Here is an 8,226-nt window from a genome sequence, read left to right on the forward strand (position 1 = left end):
GGACTGGGGCTGGGACTGGGCCTGAGCTGACGAGAGAACTTGGACGGAGCGCCACTGAAATACGGCGAACCGCTAGGAGGAACGTGTAGCGGCGTTGGCGAGGGCGTCCGGAACGGATTCCGATCGGCAATGCCCGCCCGGGTTCTTTGGCCGGCACGGTGCCGGACACCATGGTTCCGTGGTGTCCGGCACTCACGGTTCATGGCCATTCATGGCCATCACGCGCGGGTGGCGGGAATATGGCGCTCCGGTTCACATCCGACGGGCGAGGATGCGGTAGGCGTTCGACCGGCTGCCGGCGGTCAGATAAGGCCGGCTCATCGCGTCCAGGGCCAGGCCTGCTACGAATGCGGGGACCATGGCGGCCGCGGTCAGCGCCCGGATCCTCCGCGGGCGTCCTGGATCCTCCTCGGTGCGCCACGCTGAGGACGGTGACGGCGCGACGGTCTGGAGCAGCCCATACAGGGCCATCACCGGGTCCCCCTGCTGATGGACATCACCGAACCGGATCTCCTGGACCGCGAAGCCACGTTCGTTCAGGGCAGCTGCCAAATTGGCCGCCGGCATAAGGTGCTGATGTTGCGGAATCAGCTATCCCGGCCACAGTTGGCGGTACATACGGGCCGCGGGGCTCTCCGGATTCGGTACCTCGATCAGCAGATGGCGGCCCGGGGCCAGCGCGAGTGCGGCGGCATCCAGCTCGGCCAGCGGATCCCGGGTGTGTTCGAGGTAGTGGAACATGCTGATGACGTCGTACTGGTCGGCCAGATCGGCGGCGATATCGGGAAATAACCCGCGGTAGGCCCGATCTACCCAGCGTCGGCGTTCCGCATCCTCGATGCTCGCCCCGATGTCGAGTGCGTCGAACGAGGTCGTCGGCCAGACCGTTCTCGCCACGTTACAGAAATGTCCATGGCCACCTCCCACGTCCAACCAGCGACGGGGCGTCGGTATCGACAGGCTGGCCCGGTGGAGATAGGGGGCTCTCCGCATTTCGCTAGAGGCCGTGTCTGCGCACTGACGGATCGCGATGGCCCGCGGTGACTGCGTGTAGTCGATCGTGGGGTCGGGAAATGGGCCGCACCCGCCATCCGGAAAGATCGTGTTTTGTCTAAGGAACATGATCAACGAGCGAGCGGGTGCGTGTGTCGAATATGAGCGGTGCCGTGGTTGCCGAGTTGTGTGGGCTGGGTGGGGTCGAGGTCGCCGATCTCGAGCGGGAGGCGGACGGCTGGTGGTCGGCGCATCTGGTGACGTCCGCGGATGTGGTCGCGTGCTGCCCGGACTGCGGGGCGGCTTCGAGGCGGGTCAAGGAGGCCGGCAGCCAGCGGCTGGTGCACCTGACGGCGCTGCCGATGACGCTGACCTGGCACAAACGCCGGTTGTACTGCGAGAACGCCGCCTGTGGCCGGGACAGTTTCACCGAGGACGGGCCGGTCGCCGAGCCTGGGGCGCGGGTCTCGGCGCCGGGCCGGGCGAGGATGGGCCATCTGTGCGGGGACTGGCTCGTCCCGGTCGACCGGGTCGCCGCGACGCTCGGGATCTCCTGGCACACGGCGCACGGGGCGTTTGTCCGTCTCGCTGAGGCCGTCGAGATCATGCTCACTGACCCCGACGAGGCGTTCCCGGCCGAGCAGCCCACCGGCCATTCCGACGACGCCGACGACGCCGCGGAGGCGGAAGGGGCGGATAACGTCGGGGTGGCCGGGCCCGCGGAGCCCGCCGGGACGGCCGGGCCCGAGCCGACGCCGCGGGCACACCGGTCGGTGTCCGGGCCGTTGCCGCTGGTCGGGGTGCTCGGGATCGACGACCATCGCCGGGGCCGGGCACGGTACCACTGGGACGCCCCGGCGGGCCGCTGGGTGGAGGACGCGAACCGGTGGCAGACCGTGTTCGTCGATTCCTCCGGCAGCAACGGCCTGCTCGGCCAGACCGAGTGCCGGACCGCCGCCGCGACGACCGCCTGGCTTCAGGCCCAGGCCCGCGCGTGGCGGGAGAACATCTGGGCGGTCACGACCGACATGTCCACGATCTACAAGGCGGCGGTCCGCGACACGCTGCCCCACGCCGTGCACGCGATCGACCCGTTCCATGTCGTCCACCTGGCGAACAGGACGATCGGCGACGTGCGACGCCGGGTCATCTTCGAGCGGTACGGCCGGCGGTGCCGCGCGACCGACCCGGAATACAAATACCGCACCCTGCTCCTGCGCACGGAGAGGTCGTTTCCGCCGCACCACGGGCAGGTCGTGCGAGGCGGCTCGAGGAACCGGTCAAGACCGTTGGCGAGATCCCGCCGGTACTGGGATCTCCTCTCGGTGACCTCCGTGGGGGTGGGCCTGCCCGCCATTCTGATCGGCCGTGGAGCCCGCGGGCACGTCGCCGGATCCGGGCCGATGGTCGGTGCGCCGAGAAGCTCACGGGTTCGGCTCGGCATCCCCACCAGTTGGAGGAGGTCACCGCGTCGCCGCGTCAGCATGCTGCGCCGCAGCGTCCCGGGCGTCACCCGTAGCCGGCTACCGCCCACGGCGACCGGCTGCAGCCAGGACATCGTCACCGCCGTGAGTGCCGCGAGCGGGTTGCTGGTAGCCCCGAGCAGGATGGCGGCGTCCCACAGCGCGGGCAGGACCCGTCTGGCGGGCTCCCATGCATAGGCGGCGCGGTGCACGGACAGCCGGGTGCGATCGTTGTCCGGCTCGGCACCGACCAGGCCGGGCAGCACGGCGAGGTCGGTGGAGGCGGCAGCGTGCCGTTTGCACGTCTCGAGCACGGCCACGAGCTCGGCCTCGGTGAGATCGGTGAGATCGGTGCTGTCCGCGGTGGTGAGGCCGGTGCGGGCTAGCACCTCTGCATTGACGAGCACCGCCTGGAAGGCCCCGCGACCGCGGGCCAGCCGGGCTGACCGGTAGGTGGACGGGTCGACCATCCGCGCCAGGTCGAGGATCCGGTGCGCCGACATCTCGGCTGGGACCAGGTTGAGGACCTCGCGGCCGTGCCGACGCGCGTATGTGTCGGCCGCGCGGCGATGCTCGGGGCCGAGACGCACTCCGGAGGCGAGGAGGAGGATGTACGACGGACGCTGCGCGTGAGGGTCGTCCGAGCCGGGCTCGCCTCCCGGATGCCCATGGTCCACCGATTCGATGACGTCGATGGCACCTACCCGGCCGCGCAGCCGGATGCCGTTAAGGCCGACCCCCACACACGCGGCTACCGGGAGCCAGCCACGACGCCTCACCATCGGCCTCCACTGAATATTTGATCCGCATCCGGTCCGCAGTCGGGAAGCCCCCGCAAAATACCTCTTGCATCCGAATTGCAGCCGAAGCTTCACCGACCGCTCCACGCCGCGCGGCTGAACCGGGTGGCCAGGCTGAACCGGGCCGGAAGACACCGCCGGGTTCGGCCGCACCCGCCGCGGCACGGGAGAACGTCACCGCAGGCACGCCGGAGCCCTGTGTCAGGGGCGCGGGACTGGTCTGATTTTGATCGTCGGCTCTGGCGGTGGCCCGGCGGTGGGCGCGTCCTGGGCGAGGTGGTTCCAGAACTACTCGACCACGGGTTGCCGCAGGCGAGGGCCGAGTTCGCGGATCAGGGCCGAGTTCGCGGATCAGGGCCGAGTTCGCGGATCAGGGCCGAGTTCGCGGATCAGGATGCCCAGCGCCTGGGTGTGCTCTGGATCGGGCTTGGTGGAAATGCCGGCGGCACGTAGGCCGCGGACCTGGCTGAGAGTGAGGTCGGCAAGCAAGATGATCATCTTGGTGTTGTCGTGTTCCGGGTCGATCAGCGCGCGGCGCAGGTAGCGCAGCTGGGCGGGGTGCTCGGCGTACATGCGGGCGACGGCGGCGTCGTGGGCTCTGCCGATCTTGGCCGCGCTGCCCTGCGCGGGGACGCCGAGCACCGCTGACCATTTGCAGAGCCTGCCGTACCGTCGGACAGCATGGGCATCGGAGAAGCCGTCATCGTCAACACCGCGGCGACCGCGGCCTTTGACGGGCAGATCGGGTAGATCGGCCAGGTCGTCCCCGACACCGAAACCCTTGCCACCGCGACGAAGATCGCCGAACGGATCGCCGGCAACTTCACCGGCCACCGAGGACAGACTATGACCTACCGATCATCGTGGATGACCGAGGAGCTCGACCAGCTCCAAAACCTCACCCGCACCTTCCTGGCCAAGGAATCCGAACCCAACCACGAGCGGTGGACCGAACAGCACGCGGTCGACCGCGAGTTCTGGAACAAGGCTGGCGAGATCGGCCTGCTGTGCATCAGCTGCCCCATCGAGTACGGCGGCGGTGGCGGCACGTTCGCGCACGAGGCCGTGGTGTTGCGCGAGCAGGGCTACATCGCCGACGACTGCTGGGCCTACCTGGTGCACAGCCCGATCGTCGCGCACTATATCAACGCCTACGGCGGCCACGAGCAGAAGCAGCGCTGGCTGCCCAGACTGGCGTCCGGTGTGTTCGTCGGCGCGATCGCGATGACCGAACCGGGCACCGGTAGCGACCTGCAGGCCGTGCGCACCACAGCCCGGCGCGAGGGTGACCATTACGTGATCAACGGTGCGAAGACGTTCATCACCAACGGTACCCACTGTGACCTGCTCATCATCGTGGCCCGCACCGGCAACGCGCCCGGCGGCAGAGGGCTGTCGCTGATCGTGGCGGAAACCCAGGGGCTGCAAGGGTTCGAACGCGGCCGGGTGCTGCAGAAGATCGGCGCGATGGGCACCGACACCCGCGAGCTGGCTTTCACCGACATGCGGGTGCCGGCGGCCAACCTGCTCGGTCCGGCCGAGGGCCAGGGCTTCATGCAGCTGGTACAGCAGCTGCCGCAGGAACGGCTGTCCATCGCGGTGAATGCCGCGGCTGCCGCCGAACACGCCGTCGACCTGGCCATCGCCTACGCCAAGGAGCGCACGGCGTTCGGCAAACCCCTGCTGGAATTCCAGAACACCCGGTTCGTGCTCGCCGAGTGCCGTACCGAAGCGCTGGCGCTGCGCACCTTCATCGACCACTGCATCACCGAGCATGTGGCTGGCCGGCTCGACGGCGCAACCGCGTCCATGGCCAAATACCTGGCCACCGACAAGCAGTGCGAGATCGTCGACCGCTGCCTACAGATCTTCGGCGGCTACGGCTACATGACCGAATACCCCATCGCCCGCATGTACGCCGCAGCCCGCGTCCAGAGGATCTACGGCGGCACCAACGAAATCATGAAGGAGCTCATCGCCCGCTCCCTCTGACCGGCAAGAGACCAACCACGCCCGGAGCAGGATCCACCTAGCATGCGGGGGGGTTCGGGGGGGGCTCGGCCCTCCCGGTAGGCCTGGCGGAACGACGAGGTCCGCCCCCCGCGCGGACACAACCCACCCAGAGTGGAGCGGGTGACCGGGATCGAACCGGCATGGCCAGCTTGGAAGGCTGGGGCTCTGCCATTGAGCTACACCCGCGAGGTGATCGATGCGAGCTTACCCCGTAGAATGAGCAGGCAACGCCTCGGGGCGTAGCGTAGTGGCTAGCGCGCCTGCTTTGGGTGCAGGAGATCGGGAGTTCGAGTCTCCCCGCCCCGACCGATAGCCTCGGCGTGTCACCCCCTGTCCAACGTCGTACCAGGAGACCGCCGCGCCGTGAAGGCCACCAAGGAGACCCTCAGCCCGACCCGGGTCAAGCTCACTGTCGAGGTGCCCTTCGACGAGCTCAAGCCCTCGCTCGAGGCCACATATCGCAAGCTTGCCCGCCAGGTCCGGGTCTCGGGCTTCCGGCCGGGCAAGGTCCCGCCGCGCATCCTGGACCAGCGGCTGGGCCGGGATGTCATCCTGGACGAAGCCGTCCAGGAGGCGCTGCCGCAGCTCTACTCCGAGGCCGTGCAGGCCGAGGAGGTCGACGTGCTGTCCCGGCCCGAGGTGGACATCACCGAGTTCGCCGACGGCGGCCAGCTCGTCTTCACCGCCGAGGTGGACGTCCGGCCCGAGGTGACCCTGCCGGAGTTCTCGGAGCTTGAGGTCATCGTTGACGCCGTCGAGGTCACCGACGAGCAGGTCGAGGAGCAGGTCGGCGCGCTGCGTGATCGTTTCGCGGTGCTCACGCCGGTGGAGCGGGCCGTGCAGGCGGGTGACTACGTCTCGCTCGACCTGTCCGCCGAGGCGGACGGCACGCCGATCGAGGGTGCCGAGGCGACCGGGCTGTCCTACGAGGTCGGCAGTGGCAACCTGGTCGAGGGTCTCGACGACGCGATCATCGGCGCCACGGACGGCGAGACCCGTACCTTCACCACGGAGCTGCTCTCCGGCGAGCAGGCCGGTCAGCCCGCCCAGGTGACGGCGACGGTCCACGGGGTCAAGGAGAAGGAGCTCCCGGCCCTGGACGACGACTTCGCGACCACCGTCAGCGAGTTCGACACCCTCGACGAGCTGCGCGCGGACATCCGGGCGCGCCTGGAGCAGTCGCGCCGCACCGAACAGGTCGGCCAGGCCCGGGAGAAGTTGCTGGAAAGCCTCCTGGAGCGGGTGGAGGTGCCGGTGCCCGGCTCGCTGCTCGTCGGCGAGATCGAGGCCCGTGAGCACCGCCTCTCCCGCGAGCTGGAGTACATCGGCACGGACCGCACGTCCTACCTGGAGACCCTCGGCCAGACTGAGGAGGAGTTCGACGCGGAGGTCCGCGAGTCCGCCGGCAAGGCCATCCGCTCCCAGTTCATCCTGGACGCGGTGATCGATGCCGAGTCGATTGGGATCGACCAGGGCGAGCTGATGGAGCAGCTCATCCTGCGTGCCCAGCGCTCCGGGGTGCAGCCGGACGTCTACGCTCAGCAGCTTGCGCAGGGCGAGGGTCTGACGGCCCTGATGGCCGATGTCCTGCGGACCAAGGCGCTCTTCCTGTTGCTGGAGAACGCCAAAGTCGTCGACAGCGCGGGGACCTCCGTCGAGCTCGCTCTGCCGGCCCGTCCGCAGCCGGGCGCCGACGCGGACGCGGATCATGACCACGACGTCACCGTCGCGGCGGAGGCAGTCGCCCCCGGGGACGCCACGGTTGAGCCGGTTGAGGCGAAGACCGACGGCAACGGCTGATCGGCGCCTCGCCGCTGGCGCGGTCGCGTTCCTCCCGAAGCAACCATCGGGTCATAACAGGCGCATCGTGGGGGTTGGTCACCGTTCCCACCCGGAACCGTGGCCAGCCCCCGCTGTTCGTCTCACCATCGCCGCCTTCCGTGACCGGACGGCGCCGCGCCGAACCAGCCCGCGCCCGGCTGGCCATGAGCGCCCACCGGCCCCGGGCCGGCCGGACTGGCCCGTCCTCACGCCCAGCGCGAACATCGGGCGGGAAGGGCGGGAACTGGGGCGTGTCACAGATAGTGTCGAGCCGGTCAATCAGCCGCCCCATGTGAGGAAGTCGAGGAGCTGACCGTGAGTAACATCGCAGCCCCGCGCCTGCCGGTTCCGGGTCCGGACCTTCGTGCACCCGGTCAGGGTGGACCCGCGTTCGACGACCAGGTTTTCAACCGTCTGTTGGCCAACCGCATCGTCTTCCTCGGCTCGGTCGTCGAGGACTCGATCGCCAACGCGATCTGTGCGCAGCTCCTGCTGCTCAACGCGGAGGATCCGACCCGCGACATTTTCCTCTACATCAACTCGCCGGGTGGGTCGGTGAGCGCCGGTATGGCGATCTACGACACCATGCAGTTCGTCGAGAACGATGTCGCGACCGTCTCGCTCGGTCTCGCCGCGTCGATGGGGCAGTTCCTGCTCTGCGCCGGTGCGTCGGGTAAGCGCTACTCCCTGCCGCACGCGCGGATCATGATGCACCAGCCGTCCGGTGGGATCGGGGGCACCGCCTCCGACATCGCCATCCAGGCGGAGCAGATGCTGTACACCAAGCGGATGATGCAGGAGCGCATCGCCTTCCACACCGGTCAGCCGATCGAGCAGATCGAGCGCGACTCCGACCGGGACCGGTGGTTCACCGCCGAGGAGGCCAAGGACTACGGCTTCGTCGACCACGTCGTCCAGCAGGCCCGCCAGGTTCCCAGCGAAGGCCCGGTGAGCTGAGCGGAGCCCCCGCTCACCGGATCGAACCGTCGTCATCCGTCCCGGAGGCAGCCACCATGTTCCACGACACGCTGTACCAGCAGATGCGGCACGAGCAGGCCCGCCAGGCAGCCGCCCAGTCGCAGGGCCGCTACGTCCTGCCGAACATCATCGAGAAGACCTCCCGCGGCGAGTACGGC

Annotated in this window: 8 protein-coding genes and 2 tRNA genes; 6 read left to right on the top strand and 4 right to left on the bottom strand. The window is 68.9% G+C overall.

Annotation, left to right across the window (positions count from 1 at the left end; all coding sequences use genetic code 11):
• Window positions 1-252: 252 nt before the first annotated feature.
• Both AC08OV_RS03040 and AC08OV_RS03045 read right to left on the bottom strand, forming a co-directional pair.
• On the bottom strand, window positions 253-552 hold the full coding sequence (locus tag AC08OV_RS03040) for a hypothetical protein (protein WP_476612752.1): 300 nt from the start codon (window positions 550-552) through the stop codon (window positions 253-255).
• Window positions 553-591: 39 nt separating this feature from the next.
• On the bottom strand, window positions 592-1,122 hold the full coding sequence (locus tag AC08OV_RS03045) for a class I SAM-dependent methyltransferase (protein WP_476612753.1): 531 nt from the start codon (window positions 1,120-1,122) through the stop codon (window positions 592-594).
• Between the two features lie 17 nt (window positions 1,123-1,139).
• Here AC08OV_RS03045 and AC08OV_RS03050 point away from each other — a divergent pair, with 17 nt between their 5' ends.
• Both AC08OV_RS03050 and AC08OV_RS03055 read left to right on the top strand, forming a co-directional pair.
• Window positions 1,140-2,654, top strand: coding sequence for a transposase (locus AC08OV_RS03050; RefSeq protein WP_476612754.1), 1,515 nt, complete (start codon window positions 1,140-1,142; stop codon window positions 2,652-2,654).
• Between the two features lie 8 nt (window positions 2,655-2,662).
• Window positions 2,663-2,842, top strand: coding sequence for a hypothetical protein (locus AC08OV_RS03055; RefSeq protein WP_476612755.1), 180 nt, complete (start codon window positions 2,663-2,665; stop codon window positions 2,840-2,842).
• Between the two features lie 765 nt (window positions 2,843-3,607).
• Here the strand turns inward: AC08OV_RS03055 and AC08OV_RS03060 are convergent.
• Entirely contained in the window at window positions 3,608-4,090 is a 483-nt protein-coding gene (locus tag AC08OV_RS03060) for a hypothetical protein (protein WP_476612756.1), read from the bottom strand.
• A gap of 33 nt (window positions 4,091-4,123) precedes the next feature.
• Between AC08OV_RS03060 and AC08OV_RS03065 the strand changes: the two genes are divergently transcribed.
• Window positions 4,124-5,248: an acyl-CoA dehydrogenase family protein gene (locus AC08OV_RS03065; protein ID WP_476612757.1), complete on the top strand. Its 1,125-nt coding sequence runs from the start codon at window positions 4,124-4,126 to the stop codon at window positions 5,246-5,248.
• A 133-nt stretch (window positions 5,249-5,381) separates the two neighbouring features.
• Here the strand turns inward: AC08OV_RS03065 and AC08OV_RS03070 are convergent.
• Window positions 5,382-5,455 (bottom strand) — tRNA-Gly (locus AC08OV_RS03070).
• Between the two features lie 47 nt (window positions 5,456-5,502).
• On the opposite strand from AC08OV_RS03070, the gene AC08OV_RS03075 reads away from it, so the two are divergent.
• From AC08OV_RS03075 to AC08OV_RS03085, 3 genes are all read left to right on the top strand, one after another.
• A tRNA-Pro gene (locus AC08OV_RS03075) sits at window positions 5,503-5,575 on the top strand.
• Window positions 5,576-5,632: 57 nt separating this feature from the next.
• Window positions 5,633-7,069, top strand: coding sequence for a trigger factor (tig, locus tag AC08OV_RS03080; RefSeq protein WP_476612758.1), 1,437 nt, complete (start codon window positions 5,633-5,635; stop codon window positions 7,067-7,069).
• Window positions 7,070-7,405: 336 nt separating this feature from the next.
• A complete protein-coding gene (locus tag AC08OV_RS03085) occupies window positions 7,406-8,047 on the top strand; it encodes an ATP-dependent Clp protease proteolytic subunit (protein WP_011435649.1) in 642 nt (213 codons plus the stop codon).
• Window positions 8,048-8,226: the final 179 nt, after the last annotated feature.

This window comes from Frankia sp. CeTa3Moorea (assembly GCF_978021225.1).

Excerpts from the sequence above, each read along its gene's own strand:
- AC08OV_RS03045 (WP_476612753.1), bottom strand. The coding sequence starts at position 1,122 with ATGTTCCTTAGACAAAACACGATCTTTCCGGATGGCGGGTGCGGCCCA.
- AC08OV_RS03065 (WP_476612757.1), top strand. The coding sequence starts at position 4,124 with ATGACCGAGGAGCTCGACCAGCTCCAAAACCTCACCCGCACCTTCCTG.